This window comes from Reella acinonychis (assembly GCF_052384575.1).
GTDB lineage: Bacteria > Pseudomonadota > Gammaproteobacteria > Enterobacterales > Pasteurellaceae > JBQSUQ01.
The window spans coordinates 45906-64706 of the sequence record NZ_JBQSUQ010000005.1; the positions used below are offsets into that span (position 1 = coordinate 45906).

Genomic DNA, 18801 nt, shown 5'->3' on the forward strand with positions numbered 1-18801 from the left:
TACCAGCCTAATCGTCCAATGATTAGGCTTTTTTCATTGAGATTTTAGCTAAAAAATAGTAAAGTAACGGCTGTCATTTTTTGAAATACAACAGGAAAAGATTATGGGAAAAAGTGTTGTTATCCTTGGCGCTCAATGGGGCGATGAAGGAAAAGGTAAAATCGTTGATTTATTAACAGATCGCGTTAAATATGTTGTTCGTTATCAAGGCGGACATAATGCTGGTCATACATTAATTATAAACGGTGAAAAAACCGTATTACGTTTAATCCCAAGCGGTATTTTACGTGATAACGTGACCTGCTTAATTGGTAACGGTGTTGTACTCTCCCCTGCTGCATTAATGCAAGAAATGGGCGAATTAGAAAGCCGCGGTATTAAAGTGCGCGAACGTCTGTTAATTTCTGAAGCTTGCCCATTAATCTTACCTTACCATATCGCAATGGATCACGCGCGTGAAGCGGCATTAGGTAATAATAAAATCGGTACAACGGGACGTGGTATCGGTCCAGCTTATGAAGATAAAGTGGCACGTCGTGGTTTACGCGTTAGCGACTTATTCAATCGTGAAAAATTCGCAGAAAAATTAAAAAATATCTTAGAATACTACAACTTCCAATTAGTGAATTACTACAAAGTAGAACCTGTTGACTACCAAAAAACCTTAGATGAAGTCATGGCAGTAGCAGATACATTAATTGGCATGGTAGCTGATATCAGCACTATCTTAGATAAAGCACGCAAAAATGGCGACAATATTTTATTTGAAGGTGCTCAAGGCACTATGTTAGATATCGACCATGGTACTTATCCATTCGTAACGAGCTCTAATACTACTGCTGGCGGTGTGGCAACTGGTGCAGGTTTCGGTCCTCGTAATATCGACTATGTATTAGGTATTATCAAAGCTTACTGTACTCGTGTTGGTGGCGGTCCATTCACCACTGAATTATTTGATGATGTAGGCGCAGAAATTGCACGCAAAGGCAATGAATTTGGTGCGGTAACAGGTCGTCCTCGTCGTTGTGGTTGGTTTGATGCAGTAGCAATGCGTCGTGCAATTCAAGTCAACAGCATTTCTGGTTTCTGTATGACTAAATTAGACGTATTAGACGGTTTTGATGAAGTGAAAATCTGTGTAGGCTACAAACTACCAAACGGTGAAGTGGTTGACTTTGCCCCACTTTCAGCAAAAGACTGGGAAGGTGTGGAACCAATTTACGAAACTATGCCAGGTTGGAAAGAAAATACCTTCGGTGTCACTGATGTAAACCAATTACCAGAAAATACCCGTAAATATGTCAAACGTATTGAAGAAGTAACCGGTGTTCCTGTAGCTATTCTTTCAACAGGTCCAGATCGTGTTGAAACAATGATTCTACAAGATCCATTTGCCGCTTAATCTTTCTATAAAAATCTCCTTTCAATTGAAAGGAGATTTTTTATGCTCAGAAAATAACATAAAAAAATACCGCACTTTTGTGCGGTATTTTTAGTTGGATAATCTTATTTTTTACCTAGCTGTGGTAAAACTGATTCTTTACCAGAAATTAATAACCCAGCATTTGCATAAATACCTAATTTATCGCGTGTATCCACGATATCTAAATTACGCATTGTTAATTGACCGATACGATCGATTGGATCAAATGGTGCATTTTCCACTTTTTCCATACTCAAGCGTTCTGCTGCATAGGTTAAGTTTGGTGAAACCGTATCTAAAATTGAGTAGTCATTACCACGACGTAGTTCTAAGGTCACTTCACCTGTAATTGCACGCGCGACCCAACGTTGTGCAGTTTCACGTAACATTAATGCTTGCGGATCGAACCAACGACCTTGATACAATAAACGACCTAAACGTAAACCATTGATACGATATTGTTCGATGGTATCTTCATTGTGAATACCGGTGACTAAACGCTCATAAGCAATATGTAATAATGCCATTCCCGGCGCTTCATAAATACCACGAGATTTTGCTTCAATGATACGGTTTTCAATTTGGTCTGACATACCTAAACCATGGCGACCACCAATACGGTTTGCTTCTAAGAACAGTTCTACTGCATCACTAAATGTTTTGCCATTTAATGCGACAGGCACACCTTCTTCGAAACGAACGGTAACAGTTTCCGCTTTCACTTCAACGTTTTCATCCCAGAATGCGACACCCATAATTGGTTTCACGATTTTAATGCCTGTGCTTAAGAATTCTAAGTCTTTTGCTTCGTGAGTCGCACCAAGCATATTTGAGTCAGTTGAATATGCTTTTTCTACTGACATTTTATAGTCAAATCCATTCGCAATTAAGAATTCAGACATTTCAAAGCGTCCGCCTAATTCGTGGATAAATTGATCATCTAACCAAGGTTTGTAAATTTTTAAATTAGGATTGGTTAATAAACCGTAACGATAGAAACGTTCAATATCATTACCTTTGAAAGTGGAACCATCACCCCAAATATTTACATCATCTTCTTTCATCGCAGAAACAAGCATTGTACCCGTAACTGCACGACCTAAAGGCGTGGTGTTAAAATAAGTAATACCACCAGTAGAAACATGAAAAGCACCTGATTGAATTGCCGCAATACCTTCATGAGCAAGTTGTGCTCGGCAATCAATTAAACGTGCTTTTTCCGCACCATATTCCATTGCTTTTCTTGGAATCGCTTCATAGTCTTCTTCATCTGGTTGACCTAAATTCGCGGTATAAGCATAAGGTACCGCACCTTTTTGGCGCATCCACAATAAAGCGGCACTCGTATCTAAACCACCAGAAAAAGCGATACCGACTTTCTGACCAACGGGAAGATTTTGTAAAATAGTGTTTGACATACATTATCCTATTGTTGCTGATTACTTGTTAAAAAATCATTTTATTATCGGTTAAAAATTTCGAATTTTCAACCGCACTTACATGGAAAATGGATCTGGATATTGATAAACAAAATCCAGTTCCTGACAAATTTTATTCGCTAAAATAATACGTTTTGGATCTTGCTCAGAGCACTTAAAGCGCGCTGGTTTTATGCCAAATTTCTGCGCCATTGCTTCGTAATATTCCGCTCTCGTTGGATGTTTCGGTGCAACCAAATGATATAATCGATGACCACTACGAGTTTCAAGCAAACTTTGTATTGCTCTTGAGCAATCCTCTAAATGAACAAGATTCACCGGCATATTGCCTAAGCTCACGTCCTTATCTGCCATTGAATATACGGGATGACGATCTTCACCTATTAAGCCACCAAAGCGCACAATATCCACATCAATATCTTGTAATTGAAACAACATTTGTTCCACTTTATATAAAGCTGAGTCTGTGTTTGGCTGCGATTTTTCATCAAACTCCCCTGCTTCCATATTAAATACGGACGTGGAGCTAATGAAAATAATATGATGTACACCGCACAACAAGGCTTCATGAACTAAATTTTCAATGCCTTTGATGTAACTGTCTGCATCAAAAAAATACTCACTAGGTGGAATATTTATCACTAAACTATCCACCGAAAGCAATGCTGCCAGATCATCGGGATCGGCATTAATTTCAGGATCTAACTGCAGTTGATAGGTTTCCAAACGCCACAAACGCATTTCATCAACGCCGTCATGGGTGCGTTTACTGCCTTTCACATCCCAACCAAGATTGCGTAAATCGCGCGCTAAAGGCAATCCAAACCAACCTAAACCAACAATAGCGACAGATCGCATACTACTCCTTAATTCAATGAAAAAGTGCGGTGATTTTTCAAAAAGTTTTGAAAAACACACCGCACTTTTGTTTATTTAGTTAATAAATCTAGCGCTTCTCGATATTTTGCAACCGTTTTTTCGATCACATCTGCTGGCACTTTTGGTGCTGGAGGCTGTTTATTCCATCCGCTATTGTTTAACCAATCACGCACGAATTGTTTATCAAAAGATGGTGGATTTGTGCCTTCTTTATAAGTCTCAATCGACCAAAAACGGCTTGAATCTGGTGTTAATACTTCATCCATTAACGTTAATACACCGTTTTCATCTAAACCAAATTCAAACTTAGTATCACAAATAATAATACCTTTTGTTAATGCATAAGCCGCAGCTTCTTTATATAACTTAATCGCAGATTCTTTCACTTGCGCTGCTAATTCAGCACCAATTTGGCGCTCACATTCCGCATAACTGATATTAATATCATGATCGCCCACTTCTTCTTTGCTTGAAGGGGTAAAAATAGGTTCCGGCAATTTACTTGCTTCCACTAAGCCTTTTGGTAATTCTAAGCCACAAATTGTGCCTGTTTGCTGATAATCTTTTAAACCTGATCCCGTTAAATAACCACGCACAATACTTTCAATTTTAATTGGCGTTAATCGTTTACATACAACTGCGCGATCTTTTACTAAATCTGCTTCTTCTTTTGGTAAGACATCATAAACTGTGTCACCAGTAAAGTGATTAGGCATAATATGTGCTAATTTGTTAAACCAAAAATTAGAAATTTGCGTGAGAATTTCCCCTTTACGTGGAATAGGATCATCCAAAATCACATCAAACGCAGATAAACGGTCTGTTGCCACCATTAACATGCGTTTATCATCAATTTCATAAAGATCACGCACTTTACCTGAATAAATTTTTTTAAGACTTAATTCCTTCATTATGTTGCCCTTATCATATTGTTATGAAAATTTCCGCAAATTATACCGCACTTTTCATTAAAGATAAGCAAACGATTGCATTTTTCTTAAGAAAATTTTTTAAGGAAAAAACGGAACAACAAAAAAGCCCTTTGTATTAACAAAGGGCTTTTATCTTTCAAAACAAATTACGCACGTTTGAAATCAATGTGAACTAATTTTGGTTTGAATGGGTGACGTTGCATTGCTTGTACTTTTACAGCAACTTCTTTACCATTGATAACCAATGTGATCACTTCTGAATAGAAGCTATCATGAGCTTGCGCGTTGTTTAATTCATCGTGGTTTAATACGATTGAAACTGGCTCTTCACTACCACCGTAAACGATAGCAGGGATTTGACCATTGTGACGCAGGCGGCGGCTCGCACCCTTACCTTGCGCTGTACGAACTTCAGCGTTAAATTTAAATGCCATTTTATGTTCTCTTTAAATAAAAAGTTAAATTCAGAAATTGCAGGCGACCCAGCAATTCCCCAGTGTTTAGCTCAAAGATAAACTTTGAGAGGGCGTAATTATAATCAAATTTCATGAAAAAGCAAATTTTATGTGCTTCTTTTAGCTGTTAAATTCAAAAATTACGCCATTTTACACCGCACTTTTAAGCTATTGTTTTTCTACAATCGTTTCTTTTTCTGCTTCATAATGCTGATAAGTTTTATAAAAAAATGCAGATAATAAGATACCAAGCATAACAATGAGTTGAATAAGGCGTTTTTTTGTTAATTTTTCAGCTGGCATAGGCTTTCTTTCACTATTTATTACTTCTTTATTTACTATTTTAATGCTATCATTTATTGAGTTAGATCAATTTTATCACATTTTATTATAAATATTGGGAACATAATGAGTATTTTATCTTCAGAACATCGCATCGGACGCCGAATTCAGTCAGGTGGTTGTGCTATTCACTGCCAAGACTGCTGTATTAGTCAATTATGCATTCCATTTACTTTAAACAAACACGAACTCGACCAACTTGATAATATTATTGAACGTAAAAAGCCGATTCAAAAATCACAAGTTATGTTTAAAGCTGGAGATGAATTAACCTCTCTTTATGCTATTCGTTCTGGCACCATAAAAACCTACACCATTAGCGAAACAGGCGAAGAACAAATTACCGCTTTCCACTTACCAGGTGATTTGGTGGGTTTTGATGCTATCACAAATATGCGCCACCCAAGCTTTGCGCAGGCATTAGAAACTGCCATGGTGTGTGAAATTCCTTTTGACATTTTAGATGATCTTTCAGGAAAAATGCCGAAATTACGCCAACAAATTATGCGTTTAATGAGTAGTGAGATTAAGAGCGATCAAGAAATGATTTTGTTACTATCAAAAATGAATGCAGAAGAACGTTTGGCAGCTTTCATTTACAATCTATCTAATCGTTATTCTAACCGCGGTTTTTCTGCTCGTGAATTCCGTTTAACCATGACACGTGGTGATATTGGTAATTACCTCGGTTTAACCGTAGAAACCATCAGCCGCTTATTAGGACGTTTTCAAAAAATGGGAATTCTATCGGTGCAAGGGAAATACATTACGATCAACGATTTGCCACAATTAACTGAAATCGCTGGTATTAACCGCACTAAAATTCAATTTGTTGATTAATAGATTCAGGCTGATATTTCAGCCTGTTTTTTTTATTGAGGCATATCACATTTTGACATACTCTAACTTGTTATTTATTTCAATCTACTCTATGATGAACTAGAGTCGTGACTATAACGTAATGGAGGTTATGATGAAATTCAATAATATTTTAGTGGTACTCAACCCTGAAAATGAAAAACAATATGGACTTGCACGTGCAGTACGCTTAGTTAAAGAACAAAAAAGCGAAAATCCTGTTAACATTACCGTATTTTTACCCATCTATGATCTTTCTTACGAAATGTCAGCGTTACTTTCTTCTGAAGAAAGACAGGAAATGCATCAAACGGTTATTACACAACGCCAAAAAGAGTTACAGCCCTATTTGGATAAATATGCCGATCCGATGATCAATTTCCGACCTGTTGTTGTATGGAACAGCAACGAAGCCGAAGCGATTGCGGCAGAAATTGAAAATCAAAATTACGATCTTGTCGTTAAATACACCAAAGAAGAAGAAAGCCTCACTTCCCTTTTCATTACTCCAATGGATTGGCAATTATTACGCAAATGCCCGACTCCATTATTAATGGTTCGTGATGGAGATTGGAAGCACCAGCGTCGCATTTTAGTTGCGGTCAACGTATCTGGTGATGAAGAATATCACGAGCAATTTAATAAAGAATTAGTTTCCTTAAGTATGGACTTAGCGGATCAATTAGAACGTGGTAATATTCACTTAGTCAGCGCGTATCCGCCGACACCAATGAATATTGCCATTGACTTACCAGAATTCCACACTGCTGAGTACATTAATAGTTTACGTGGTCAACATTTATTAAATATGAAAGCACTACGTCAACATTTCGGTATTTCTGAAGATCATACACATGTACGAGAAGGTTTCCCTGAAGAAATCATTCCTGAAGTAGCGAAAGAATTGGAAGCCGAATTGGTTGTATTAGGCACCGTTGGGCGCACAGGACTCTCCGCCGCCCTGCTCGGCAATACAGCAGAACATGTGATTAGTAAATTAAAATGCAATTTACTTGCCATTAAACCGTCGAAAAAATCCTAATGAATTGAACAAAAAAGTGCGGTTAATTTCACCGCACTTTTTGTTTTTATAGAGAAAAGCAAATGAATGAAACAACAAACAAACTAACTCCTGATGAAGCAATTGATATCGCCTATGATATTTTCTTAGAAATGGCAGCAGAAAATCTCGATCCTGCTGATGTTTTGTTATTTAACCTACAATTTGAAGAACGTGGCGCAGTCGAATTTGTTGATACTGCTGATGATTGGGACCAAGAAATTGGCGTATTAATTGATCCTGAAGCCTATGCTGAAGTTTGGATTGGCCTGGTCAACGAACAAGATGAAATGGACGATATTTTTGCTAAATTCTTAATTTCTCATCGTGAAGAAGATCGCGAATATCATGTAATTTGGAAGCAATAATGTACGAAAATAATCAAAGTTTAAAAGAATTAAAACTCGGTCAAAAAACGGAATATCAATCAATTTATGACCGCACTTTATTACAACCTGTTCCTCGTGCACTTAACCGCGATAGCTTAGCTATCACAGAGGTCCAACCTTTTCATATTGGTGCAGATATTTGGACAGCTTATGAAATTTCATGGTTAAATAACAAAGGTGTACCACAGGTTGCCATTGCTGATGTTGAAATTGATTTTCGCTCAGAAAATCTTATCGAATCAAAGAGTTTTAAACTTTATCTCAATAGCTTTAACCAAACAAAATTTGATTCTTGGCAGCAAGTGGAACAAACCATGCAACAAGATTTGAGCGATTGTGCCAAAGGTGATGTCAAAGTGCGGTTAAATTCTTTAGCTTTTTATCAAAACCAAGCCATTGCAACCTTAGCTGGCGATTGCATTGATGATCAAGATATTGAAATAACAAGCTATGATTTTAACGCTGATTTACTACAAGGTTGCACACAGGATCAACAAGTTGAAGAATATTTAGTTAGCCACTTATTAAAATCTAATTGTTTGATTACTAGTCAACCCGATTGGGGAACAGTGCAAATTCATTATGTTGGTAAACAAATTGATCGTGAGAAATTATTACGTTATTTCATTTCTTTCCGTCAACACAATGAATTCCATGAACAATGTGTAGAGCGCATTTTCTGTGATTTAATGCGTTTTGCACAACCAGAAAAATTAACTGTCTATGCGCGTTATACAAGACGAGGTGGGTTAGATATTAATCCATTCCGCTCTAATTTTGAGTCAGTTCCTGAAAATCAGCGCTTGGCAAGACAATAAAAACACATAAAAGGATGTACTATGAAACGAATTGAACAGCTTTTTGCCAACAATCACAGTTGGGCATTGCGCATGAAAGAAGAAAACTCGCTTTATTTCAAAGAGTTAGCAGAACATCAAACGCCACATTATTTGTGGATTGGTTGTTCTGATAGTCGTGTACCTGCTGAAAAGCTGACAAATTTAGAACCGGGCGAATTATTTGTTCATCGTAACGTGGCAAACCAAGTTATTCATACCGACCTAAATTGTCTTTCTGTTGTGCAATATGCTGTCGATGTGCTGAATATTGAACATATTATCATTTGTGGTCACACTAACTGTGGTGGTATTAAAGCAGCAATGAGCAGACAAGATCTTGGGTTAATCAATAACTGGCTATTACATATTCGTGATATTTGGTTTAAACACAGCCATTTGTTAGGTAATTTAAGTCCTGAAAAACGCGCAGATATGTTAACCAGAATTAATGTTGCAGAACAAGTTTATAACCTTGGGCGCTCCTCTATTGTACAATCAGCTTGGGCGCGTGGTGCAAAACTCTCTTTACATGGCTGGGTATATGATGTCAACGATGGTTTTTTAGTGGATCAAGGGGTATTAGCAACCAGCAGAGAAACACTTGAAATTTCATATCGCAATGCTATTGCACATTTGCTTACCCTAAGTGAAGAAGATGATATTATAAAGAAACCATTAGAAGAAAAGTAAACGAAAAAATACCGCACTTTAAAGTGCGGTATTTTTTTACTTCGTTTTTATAATGCTTTAAGAATGTCATCAACGCGTTCTTTGGCATCACCAAACAACATTTGAGTATTTTCTTTAAAGAATAATGGGTTTTGTACGCCCGCATAGCCAACAGCCATTGAACGTTTAAATACCACAACATTCGCTGCTTTCCATACTTCTAATACAGGCATACCTGCGATTGGGCTATTTGGATCTTCCATTGCCGCAGGGTTAACCGTATCGTTCGCACCAATAACCAATACCACATCGGTATCAGCGAAATCGTCATTGATTTCATCCATTTCTAATACCACATCATAAGGTACTTTTGCTTCCGCTAATAATACGTTCATATGACCAGGTAATCGGCCTGCAACTGGGTGAATACCAAAACGCACATTAATACCACGATCACGTAGTTTTTGCGTAATTTCAGCCACTGGATACTGTGCCTGTGCAACAGCCATACCATATCCCGGAGTGATGATAACAGAGCTTGCATTTTTCAACATCTCTGCCACTTCTTCAGCTGTGGTTTCACGATGTTCACCTTGTTCTTCATCGCTTGATACTTGAACGTCGTTACCGAAGCCACCAGCAATTACGCTGATAAATGAGCGGTTCATCGCTTTACACATGATGTAAGAAAGAATCGCACCTGAAGAACCCACTAATGCACCTGTTACGATTAATAAATCGTTGCTTAACATGAAACCGGCTGCCGCTGCTGCCCAACCTGAGTAAGAGTTAAGCATTGACACGACTACTGGCATATCCGCACCACCGATAGATGCCACTAAATGCCAACCGAATGCAAGCGCAATTGCGGTCATTAATAATACAGGGAAGATATTATGTGGATTGTTTAAAAATGCCACCATTAATAATGCAGAGAACACTAACGCAGCTAAATTTAATTTATGGCGATGAGGTAGCATTAAAGCTTTAGAATTGATAATGCCACGTAATTTACCAAATGCAACCACAGAACCTGTGAAGGTTACCGCACCGATAAAGATACCTAAGAACACTTCAACATTGTGGATATTCGCTAATACTTCTTGTTTCGCTTCGAAAGCTGCTTTTGCTTTTTCTAATGCTTCTTCGCTAATAAATGCGGTGCCTTCTGGCGCAACAAAATCAGGCGTGATATGTAAACCAAAGCTATTGAAACCTACTAAAACAGCCGCTAAACCAACGAAGCTATGTAAAATAGCCACTAATTCAGGCATTTCAGTCATTTCAACTTTAAGTGCACGTTGAATACCTAGCACACCACCTACAGCCATTGCGATCAGGATCCAAAATTCACCATTTGTTGCAGGACCGAAAATAGTCGCAACTAACGCAATCGCCATACCGATAATGCCATACCAACAACCAGCTTTAGCGGTTTCATGTTTAGAAAGACCGGCTAAGCTCATAATAAACAGTAATGCCGACACAATATAAGCGGCTTGTACAAGACCTACTGACATTTACTTTCTCCTTAACCTTTTCTAAACATAGCAAGCATACGTTGGGTAACTTTGAAACCACCAAAAATATTGATACTTGCCACTAAAATTGCAATAAATGCTAATATGCTGACAAAGAAGCTGCCTTGCGCAATTTGCAATACCGCACCAACGATAATAATACCTGAAATAGCATTGGTTACCGCCATTAATGGTGTATGCAGTGCATGGCTTACGTTCCATACAACATAGTATCCGACTACGCAAGATAAAACGAATACGGTGAAATGAGAAAGGAACTCAGGTGGTGTGACTGAAGATAAACCAAGGAACAATAACGCAATTACTGCCATCACACCAAATTTAATGCGAGGATCTGCTGGTTTTTCTTCTTTTTTCGCCACAGGTGCAGCTGCCGCTTTTTGTTGCGGTTGAGCAGAAACCTGAATTGGCGGTGCTGGCCATGTGACTTCACCATCACGAACCACTGTTACACCACGTAATACCACATCGTCAAAATTAATATCAATTTGACCATCTTTATTTGGCGCTAATAGTTTCAATAAATTCACTAAGTTTGTGCCGTAAAGTTGGGAAGATTGAGTAGGTAAACGTGCAGGGAAATCAGTATAACCAATCACTTTCACTTGGTTATCTGTAACGAAAATTTCATTTGGTTTGGTGTATTCACAGTTACCACCTGTTAATGCAGCTAAATCCACAATCACAGAACCTGGTTTCATTGAATCAACCATTTCTTTAGTAATAAGGCGAGGCGCTGGTTTACCCGGAATCGCAGCGGTGGTAATGATAATATCCACTTCTTTCGCTTGTTCCGCATAAAGTGCCATTGCACGACGGTTAAATTCTTCAGACATCACTTTTGCATAGCCATCGCCTGAACCGCCTTCTTCTTCGAAATCAATTTCTAAGAAGTCTGCACCCATTGATTTTACTTGTTCTTTTACTTCTGGACGTGAGTCAAATGCACGAACAATCGCCCCTAAGCTGTTAGCTGCACCGATAGCGGCAAGACCTGCAACACCCGCACCAATCACTAACACTTTCGCAGGAGGCACTTTACCTGCTGCCGTAATTTGTCCAGTGAAGAAACTACCAAATGCGTTTGCGGCTTCAATAACCGCACGATAACCCGAAATATTTGCCATTGAAGAAAGCGCATCTAATGCTTGTGCACGAGAAATTCGAGGTACCGCATCCATGGCTAACACATTAATTTTCTTAGCTGATAATTTTTGCATTAATTCTGGATTTTGCGCAGGCCACACAAAGCTTACTAAGGTGGCGCCCTCTTTAATGAGTGCAATTTCTTGTTCTGTTGGCGCATTTACTTTAAAAATAATATCAGCATTCCAAACCTCTTGTGCTGAGCCAACTTTAGCCCCAGCAGCTACAAATGCTTGATCTTCAAAACTTGCCTTAAAGCCCGCATCATGCTCAACGATAACTTCAAAACCTAATTTTAAAATTTGTTGAACCGTCTTTGGCGTTGCCGCAACACGAGTTTCATTATCAAGCAGTTCTCTAGGTACACCAATTAACATAATGTTTCCTTCAAATTGGTTGATTTTATTTCCCTGAGGAAAATCCTCCTCAAGCCCGAATATGACAAAAAGTCAAAGCTTTCTAAATGTATCTTAAATGCCAAGAAATTGAAAACAATTTTTACAGGAAAAAGAAGTAAATTTGACTTAAATTAGAAAATAAATAAAACAATATAAAAAAGAACCGCACTTTATCTAAAGTGCGGTGGAAAAAGGAGGAATTTTATGAATTATCTTTCATTGTGAATTTCAAGATTGGTCGCGTCTTTTTCTCGCTTTGTTTTCGCGCCATCATTACGTTTAGCTGCAATATTATCCAAGTATTCCGGAGTCACATCACCTGTCACATAATGTCCGGTGAAAACAGAGGTATCAAACTCACGAATTTTTGGATTTTCCTGCTGAACAGAAATCTGTAACGCTTCTAAATCTTGGAAAATTAAGCCATCAACACCAATCAATTTCGCTACTTCTTCTACATTACGATTATAAGCAATGAGTTCGTGCTTGGTTGGCATATCAATACCATACACATTCGGGTAACGAATTTCTGGTGCAGCTGAAGCAAAATAAATTTTATTAGCGCCAGCCGCTCTTGCCATATCCACAATTTGTTCAGACGTTGTGCCACGCACAATCGAGTCATCTACTAATAACACATTTTTGCCTTTGAATTCAGAAGCAATGGTATTTAATTTACGACGAACCGCACTAATACGTTGTTTTTGCCCTGGCATAATGAAGGTGCGACCAACATAACGGTTTTTCACGAAACCTTGGCGATAAGGCTTATTCAACACATGAGCAATGCGTAATGCAATATCATTTGAGGTTTCTGGCACTGGAATAACCACGTCAATATCAATATCCTTCCATTCACGCGCAATTTTCTGCCCTAAGCGTTCGCCCATATGCACACGAGCTGCATAGACTGATACACCATCAATGGTACTATCAGGACGTGCAAAATAGACGTATTCAAAAATACAAGGACACAATTTTGGATTATCCGCACAAATTTCAGAATAAATTTGATGATCAAAGGTGACATAAACTGCTTCACCAGGTTCAATATCGCGAACAAATTCAAAGCCCGCGGTATCCAATGCAACGGTTTCTGAAGCAAACATATATTCCATTTTGCCATTTTCTTCACGCTGACCTAGCACTAATGGGCGAATACCATTTGGATCACGAAATGCCACTAGGCCATGGCCAATAATCATCGCAATACAAGCATAAGCGCCTTTAATATCTTGGTTAGTCGCACGAATCGCCGCGAAAATATCATTTGGCGTTAACTGTTCTTTATCAATTTGATCAATATGATATGCCAAAATATTTAATAGAGATTCCGAGTCAGAGGTGGTGTTCACATGACGACGTGCTAATTTGTAAAGTTTGTCCTTTAATTCTTGTGAATTGGTTAAATTCCCATTATGGACTAAGCTCAAACCATAAGGTGAATTCACATAGAATGGTTGTGCTTCTGACACGCTAGAACAACCAGCAGTTGGGTAACGAACATGCCCAATACCTGCATTACCTTGTAATCTGTTCATATGAACTTGCTGGAAAACGTCACTTACCAAACCATTGGCTTTACGTAAGCGGAAACAATTTTCGTCATCGATTGTAACAATACCTGCTGCATCTTGACCGCGGTGTTGTAACACCGTTAATGCATCATAAATAGATTGGTTAACTGGGCTTTGGCTAATGATACCGACAATACCACACATGGAAACGACCTTTTATTGAGTTGGATTTAACGTTGAATTTAAGAAACTAGAACTGGCTTGTAATTGTTGGAAAAACCATTCTACAACAAAGCCAAAGTGCGGTATTAATTGAGACGATTTCCACACATCGCTTTGTTCAAAATTAGTAAAGGTATCCACAAAAAACAATAACGCGGCAACGATTAATACGCCACGTAAGAAACCAAAACAGGCACCTAAAATACGATCTGTGCCTGATAAACCTGTTTTATCCACTAATTGTGAGATCACATAATTGACTACGCCCCCCACAATGAGCGTTAAAATAAATAAAATACCAATGGCAACGCCATTGCGTACATATTCTGATTGGATTTGAGTTAAGAAATTGGCAAGGTAAGGATAAAATTTGCTTGCAACAACAAACGCCACTACCCAGCAAGTAAGGGACATGACTTCGCGCACAAAACCGCGCAATAAACTCACAATCACAGAAAAGGCAATAATGCCAATAATAACATAATCAATAACAGACATAATCACTTCAAAATATCGAATTTTTTAACCGCACTATTCTACCCAAATCATCTAAAAAAGAAAACGTTTGCGTAGAATAAATTTCATTAAAGTTCATTCCAAAAATCAGTAGACAAATGCTGCTCCGCTTTTTGCAGCAATAACGCTAAATCTTGATAAGTGGGCTTTTCAACAGGCATAACCGCAACATTTTCTTTGCATAATTGCGAAAAAAGTTGCTGATATTTCACCGCACTTTGTGGCGATAAAGCTTGGGTTGCCCGTTTTCCCAACCAATATAATCCCTGCAAAGGGAGGCAAAGCGCAAAAAGTGCGGTCAAAATCGCAGCAGTTAATGCCACGAAATGATGTGGTGCTAACATTTGTTGCCAAACAATCGCAAACACTGCAATAAATGGCATCATTTTTTGTGCAAACGTTGTGGCTTTAATTACCCGATTTTCAGGAAATATTGCCCCTAATTTAGGGTGCATTGGCCAAGTTTTTAGATAAGTTTGCCCTTGGTTAAAAATAGTCAATAAACTCATTGCTAAAAAAAGATAAGCCATTCTTGAGAATGGCTTAATTAATATTATTTGCTACGTACTTTCCATTGTCCATCAATAAAATCGACAATCCATTTGGTTTGTTTACCATTTTTTTCGGAAGTCACATATTGACGTTTTTCTTTACGACTAAAGCGCACAATAGCTTCATTTCCTTCAGGATCTTTAGCCGGCGCATCAGCTAAATAGCGTAATTTTTCTGGTAAACGATCTCGATATAATGCTAATTCTGCCACTTTTGGTGCGCGCGTCTCTCTTGATTTAGGGAAATTATGTGCTGACATAAACACCCCACTTGCACCATCTCGCAACACAAAATAAGCATCAGATTTTTCGCATTTCAATTCAGGGAAATGTGTTGGTTCTTCTTTTGGTGGCGCTACTTCGCCATTTTTCAAGATCTTGCGCGTATTATCACAGCTTGTGCAAGCCATGTATTTACCAAAACGACCTAATTTCAAGTGCATATCTGCGCCACATTTATCACATTCAACAATTGGCCCATCATAGCCCTTAATTTTAAATGTGCCTTGCTCAATAAGGTAGCCATCGCAATTTGGGTTATTACCACAAATATGAATTTTTCTTTCAGGATCAATTACGTAGCTATCCATGGCAGATTCGCATTTCGGACAACGTTTACGTGCCATGAGAGCCTTAGTTTCACTTTCGCTATCCAGTACATTGAGCAATTCAGCTTCTGGAATTAAATTCATTGTGGTTTTACAACGTTCTTTCGGTGGTAAAGCATAGCCTGTACAACCTAAGAAAACGCCGGTACTTGCAGTACGAATTGCCATATTACGTCCACAAGTTGGACAAGTGATTTCTGTTGGTACCAAACTATTGGGTTTCATTCCACCTTCAAGTTCGTCTAATTCCGCTTGACTTAATTGATGAGAAAAATCTTTAAAGAATTGGTTTAATTCTATTTTCCAATTTTTACTACCATTAGCAATTTTATCCAAGGTATCTTCCATGTTGGCAGTAAAATCATAGTTCATCAAATCAGCAAAGGATTGATTTAAACGATCTGTTACAATTTCGCCCATTTTTTCTGCATAAAAACGACGATTTTCTGTACGTACATAGCCGCGTTCTTGAATGGTTGAAATAATTGCAGCATAAGTTGATGGACGACCAATACCGCGTTTTTCCAATTCTTTTACTAACGCCGCCTCAGTAAAACGTGCTGGTGGCTTAGTGAAGTGTTGACTTGGTAACACTTGTTGTAAACTGAGTAATTCTTTTAATGTTACCGCCGGTAATTCTTGATCCTCTGGCGACTTACTCATTTGTGGCAATACTTTGGTCCAACCATCAAAACGTAAAATACGCCCTTTTGCTTTTAACTCATAATCGCCCGCACTAACAGTTAATGTCGTACTATCATATTGTGCCGCTGGCATTTGGCAAGCCACAAACTGACGCCAAATCAGATCGTATAAACGCTCTGCATCTTTTTCCATACCCGTTAATTGGGCGGCAGAAATATTGACATCTGAAGGACGAATTGCTTCATGGGCTTCTTGCGCATTTTCTTTGCTGGAATAGAAGTTTGGTTTAACTGGCAAATAATCTTTACCATAATTACTATCAATATAACCACGCACCATATTCAACGCATCTTGACTTAAATTTGTTGAGTCTGTACGCATATAAGTAATGTAGCCCGCCTCGTATAAACGTTGCGCTAACATCATGGTTTTCTTCACACTAAAGTTTAATCTTGTGCTCGCCGCCTGCTGTAATGTCGAGGTAATAAATGGCGGACGCGGTTTTGAATTTGTCGGTTTAGTCTCTAAGTCTGATACTACGAACTCAGATTTTGTTAAAAAATCCACCGCACTTTGAGCTTGTTGCTGATTTTTAGGTTCAAATTTTTTATTTTGATAAGCCACTACATCCAAACGAATTGGATCTTTTTTCGCTGTTAAGCTATCAACTACAACATGCCAATATTCTTCTGGCTGAAATGCTTTAATTTCGCGCTCACGTTCGACTAATAATTTCACAGCAACGGATTGAACACGTCCTGCAGATAAACCACGAGCCACTTTTTTCCATAGCAATGGCGACACCATAAAACCAACAACGCGATCTAAAAAACGACGGGTTTGTTGCGCATTCACGCGATCCATATTTAGTTGTTCAGGGTGCTCAAATGCTTGTTTAATGGCATTTTTAGTGATTTCATTAAATACAACACGACTAAAACGCTCATCATCGCCACCAATAACTTCGCGTAAATGCCAAGCAATCGCTTCTCCTTCTCTATCCAAATCGGTTGCCAGATAAATATGATCCGCTTTTTTAGCTAATGCTTTCAATTCAGCAACCACTTTTTCCTTACCAGGCAAAATTTGATAATTGGCTTTCCAATCATGATAAGGATCCACGCCCATACGTTTTACAAGGGATTGTTGTTCCTTCTCTGCTTTAATGCTCGCTTTTTGTTCTGCACTTAATCCTTTAGTTGAAACAGGTTTCGCTTTCTCACCAGTACTACTTCCTGCAGTGGGTAAATCACGAATATGCCCAACACTCGACTTCACCACATACTCATTACCTAAGTATTTATTAATGGTTTTCGCTTTAGCTGGTGATTCCACGATAACTAAAGATTTACTCATATATTTATTACCTAATTCACTTAATTTGTGTAAAATTTTAAAAATTCTATTTATATTGCCTAACGAGAGGTTATTAGGTCAATATTTTTTTTCAAAAAGGGGGATAAATGGATAAACTAAATGCAATTTCGGTCTTTTGTAAAGTCGTAGAAACGCAAAGTTTTACCCAAGCCGCTGCCCATGAAAACATTTCCGTTGCCATGGCAAGTAAACTCGTTGCACAGCTCGAAGAACAATTACAAATCAGATTGTTACAACGCACAACAAGAAAAATCTCCACAACGGAAGCCGGCTCTCTCTATTACCAAATGTGTCACCCCTTGTTAGCGGAATTAAAAGAAGCGGATGAAAGTATCAGCAATCTTTCAACTTCATTACAAGGTAAATTAACCATTTCAGTGCCAATGGATTTTGGTCTGCGATTTATTGCCCCTAATTTATCCGCCTTTGCGCAAGCTCATCCCAACCTACAAATTGAAATGGATTTTAGCGATCGACGAGTCAATTTAACGGAAGAAGGCTATGATATGGCACTACGTATTGGCAGATTACGCGATAGCTCTTTAATTGGAAAAAAATTATCAACCAGCACCATTCATTATGTTGCTTCTCCTGATTATTTAGCCAAACGTGGCATACCTCAAAATGCAGAAGACTTATTGCAGCATGACTGCCTACTCTATAAAGCCATTGGTAACCAAATTTATTGGGAATTTACTTTGCCCGATGGACAAACCCAACGCCTAAAAATGCATTCCAATATGATTTCCAATAACGGTTCAACCTTAGTGGAAATGGCAAAAGCGGGGCTAGGTATTATCAAAGCACCACATTTTCTAATTAAAAAAGAACTTGACTCTGGCGAACTTGTGGAAGTATTAGCCCATTATCCTAAACAAACGATTGATTTAACGGTACTTTATCCAAATCGTCGTTATTTACCTGCAAAAGTAAAAGCCTTTATTCAATTTTTAGAAAGCTTAAACTTATGCAAATAATGTGGCTATTTGAGCAAT

18 protein-coding genes are annotated in these 18801 nt (G+C 38.2%); 7 read left to right on the forward strand and 11 right to left on the reverse strand.

From position 1 onward, the window contains the following. Nucleotides 1-103: 103 nt before the first annotated feature. Complete coding sequence (locus ACT2CV_RS03375; RefSeq protein WP_464972433.1) at nt 104-1402, forward strand: adenylosuccinate synthase; 1299 nt, start codon at nt 104-106, stop codon at nt 1400-1402. A 104-nt stretch (nt 1403-1506) separates the two neighbouring features. Here ACT2CV_RS03375 and argG read toward each other — a convergent pair whose 3' ends face one another. The 5 genes from argG to ACT2CV_RS03400 form a co-directional block, all read right to left on the reverse strand. Further along, complete coding sequence (gene argG, locus ACT2CV_RS03380; RefSeq protein WP_464972432.1) at nt 1507-2841, reverse strand: argininosuccinate synthase; 1335 nt, start codon at nt 2839-2841, stop codon at nt 1507-1509. Nucleotides 2842-2919: 78 nt separating this feature from the next. After that, entirely contained in the window at nt 2920-3720 is an 801-nt protein-coding gene (locus ACT2CV_RS03385) for a Rossmann-fold NAD(P)-binding domain-containing protein (RefSeq protein WP_464972431.1), read from the reverse strand. A 71-nt stretch (nt 3721-3791) separates the two neighbouring features. Beyond that, nucleotides 3792-4652 carry a phosphoribosylaminoimidazolesuccinocarboxamide synthase gene (locus ACT2CV_RS03390; protein ID WP_464972430.1) on the reverse strand — a complete coding sequence of 287 codons (861 nt, stop codon included), beginning with the start codon at nt 4650-4652 and terminating at the stop codon, nt 3792-3794. A gap of 167 nt (nt 4653-4819) precedes the next feature. Then, nucleotides 4820-5107, reverse strand: coding sequence for a 50S ribosomal protein L25 (rplY, locus tag ACT2CV_RS03395; protein WP_464972429.1), 288 nt, complete (start codon nt 5105-5107; stop codon nt 4820-4822). Nucleotides 5108-5296: 189 nt separating this feature from the next. Continuing rightward, nucleotides 5297-5431, reverse strand: a complete 135-nt coding sequence (locus ACT2CV_RS03400; protein ID WP_464974037.1) for a hypothetical protein — start codon at nt 5429-5431, stop codon at nt 5297-5299. A gap of 105 nt (nt 5432-5536) precedes the next feature. Here ACT2CV_RS03400 and ACT2CV_RS03405 point away from each other — a divergent pair, with 105 nt between their 5' ends. From ACT2CV_RS03405 to can, 5 genes are all read left to right on the forward strand, one after another. Continuing rightward, a complete protein-coding gene (locus tag ACT2CV_RS03405; protein ID WP_464972428.1) occupies nt 5537-6310 on the forward strand; it encodes an FNR family transcription factor in 774 nt (257 codons plus the stop codon). A 133-nt stretch (nt 6311-6443) separates the two neighbouring features. Continuing rightward, nucleotides 6444-7370, forward strand: a complete 927-nt coding sequence (gene uspE, locus ACT2CV_RS03410; protein ID WP_464974006.1) for a universal stress protein UspE — start codon at nt 6444-6446, stop codon at nt 7368-7370. Nucleotides 7371-7432: 62 nt separating this feature from the next. After that, nucleotides 7433-7756 carry an HI1450 family dsDNA-mimic protein gene (locus tag ACT2CV_RS03415; protein WP_464972427.1) on the forward strand — a complete coding sequence of 108 codons (324 nt, stop codon included), beginning with the start codon at nt 7433-7435 and terminating at the stop codon, nt 7754-7756. Next, a complete protein-coding gene (queF, locus tag ACT2CV_RS03420) occupies nt 7756-8595 on the forward strand; it encodes an NADPH-dependent 7-cyano-7-deazaguanine reductase QueF (RefSeq protein ID WP_464972426.1) in 840 nt (279 codons plus the stop codon). The genes ACT2CV_RS03415 and queF overlap by 1 nt, the downstream gene beginning before the upstream one ends. Before the next feature lie 21 nt (nt 8596-8616). Continuing rightward, nucleotides 8617-9306 (forward strand): carbonate dehydratase, encoded by a 690-nt coding sequence (gene can, locus ACT2CV_RS03425; RefSeq protein WP_464972425.1) that lies wholly within the window; start codon nt 8617-8619, stop codon nt 9304-9306. Nucleotides 9307-9353: 47 nt separating this feature from the next. Here can and pntB read toward each other — a convergent pair whose 3' ends face one another. The 6 genes from pntB to topA all read right to left on the reverse strand — a co-directional run bounded on the left by pntB (nt 9354) and on the right by topA (nt 17785). After that, the gene (pntB, locus tag ACT2CV_RS03430; RefSeq protein WP_464972424.1) at nt 9354-10805 is read right to left on the reverse strand and encodes a Re/Si-specific NAD(P)(+) transhydrogenase subunit beta; all 1452 of its coding nucleotides are present in this window, start codon (nt 10803-10805) and stop codon (nt 9354-9356) included. Nucleotides 10806-10816: 11 nt separating this feature from the next. Continuing rightward, nucleotides 10817-12349 (reverse strand): Re/Si-specific NAD(P)(+) transhydrogenase subunit alpha, encoded by a 1533-nt coding sequence (gene pntA / locus ACT2CV_RS03435; protein WP_464972423.1) that lies wholly within the window; start codon nt 12347-12349, stop codon nt 10817-10819. 230 nt (nt 12350-12579) lie between these two features. After that, nucleotides 12580-14091 carry an amidophosphoribosyltransferase gene (purF, locus tag ACT2CV_RS03440; RefSeq protein ID WP_464972422.1) on the reverse strand — a complete coding sequence of 504 codons (1512 nt, stop codon included), beginning with the start codon at nt 14089-14091 and terminating at the stop codon, nt 12580-12582. 12 nt (nt 14092-14103) lie between these two features. Beyond that, nucleotides 14104-14607 (reverse strand): CvpA family protein, encoded by a 504-nt coding sequence (locus tag ACT2CV_RS03445; protein WP_464972421.1) that lies wholly within the window; start codon nt 14605-14607, stop codon nt 14104-14106. An 86-nt stretch (nt 14608-14693) separates the two neighbouring features. Continuing rightward, entirely contained in the window at nt 14694-15134 is a 441-nt protein-coding gene (yfbV, locus tag ACT2CV_RS03450; protein WP_464974005.1) for a terminus macrodomain insulation protein YfbV, read from the reverse strand. A 44-nt stretch (nt 15135-15178) separates the two neighbouring features. Further along, the gene (topA, locus tag ACT2CV_RS03455) at nt 15179-17785 is read right to left on the reverse strand and encodes a type I DNA topoisomerase (RefSeq protein ID WP_464972420.1); all 2607 of its coding nucleotides are present in this window, start codon (nt 17783-17785) and stop codon (nt 15179-15181) included. Between the two features lie 107 nt (nt 17786-17892). Between topA and ACT2CV_RS03460 the strand changes: the two genes are divergently transcribed. Beyond that, a complete protein-coding gene (locus tag ACT2CV_RS03460; protein WP_464972419.1) occupies nt 17893-18783 on the forward strand; it encodes a LysR family transcriptional regulator in 891 nt (296 codons plus the stop codon). Nucleotides 18784-18801 lie beyond the last annotated feature (18 nt).